This is a genomic window from Parasedimentitalea nitratireducens, assembly GCF_057444295.1.
Window position 1 is genome coordinate 1 of the sequence record NZ_JBYAXC010000044.1, and the last position, 976, is coordinate 976.

Annotated in this window: 1 protein-coding gene; it reads right to left on the reverse strand. The window is 51.4% G+C overall.

Annotation, left to right across the window (positions count from 1 at the left end):
• A partial coding sequence (locus AC2T28_RS24935; RefSeq protein ID WP_486751299.1) for a PAS domain S-box protein occupies positions 1-976 on the reverse strand: 976 nt, incomplete at both ends.

Sequence of the window (976 nt, forward strand, 5' to 3'; positions counted from 1 at the left end):
AAGTTGACCTATGGCCTCCATTTTCTGCGCGTGCCGCAACGCCTGTTCTGTGGCCCTACGCTCCGTGACATCTTCTACGGTTGTCAAGACGCGGCCCCAATTGTCCCGACTGCCTGGAGACAGGAAGTACCTAAGTTGTAGGGTCATTTCCCTTCCGGCAGTGTCAGGCTCTTGCAATTCCTTCTCGTAAACTGTGGCCCCATTATAGAATGTCACCAATATCTCTCGAAAAGCCGCAAGAACCTCGTCGCGTTCTGGCCGCGCCTTCAAATGCTTTAACATTGCATCCTGCGAATCTACGCCATAGAGCTTGTTAAGCGAGTCGCTTATCCCGCGGCGGATTATCATCTTGTGAAGCCGTCTCAACACATCCCGATCCGTTAGCCAATCATTGATATCAACAGCTCCAGCCGCGGATTGCATCTCATCCAACTCGCGTTTCAAGGCAGAAAAGTCGCTTTCCATTGTTGGTATCGGATATTGTTCAAACAGCTCGCGATAACGCTCTTCGCTGTGTTTCAGAGCTTTTTCAGATTCGAGGCGATCAGTGATATCTCGCGCAATAACAACCAACCTGGATTCCTCTCGGATGTCAGAGGCAGAAACCCGGACTTCCACAGGCAAAAGAGTACCGTCTTTGCGGATCTGAGCGCCAATGCGGGTAAACGATTCCCCGGGGGAAAGTCCGGCAACGGTTTCTCTTATGTCATGGCCTCTAGACGTCACCCCAACATCTGTCGACCGTAACTCTAGCAATTCCTCGCGCGTATACCCAAGCGAAGTGCAGGCGCGCTGATTGATATCAACGTATCTGCCGGTTTCCGAGTCGATTACGAATAACGCGTCGCCAGCTCCATCCAACAGATTTCTCAGGTTTGTGTGAGCTTGTTCAAGCTTCTGCTGGTTCTTAAATAGTTCACTTTCGCGCGCCGCTTCCAGTTCTGTTGTGACCCTGTTGGCAAGATGCGCCATTGCA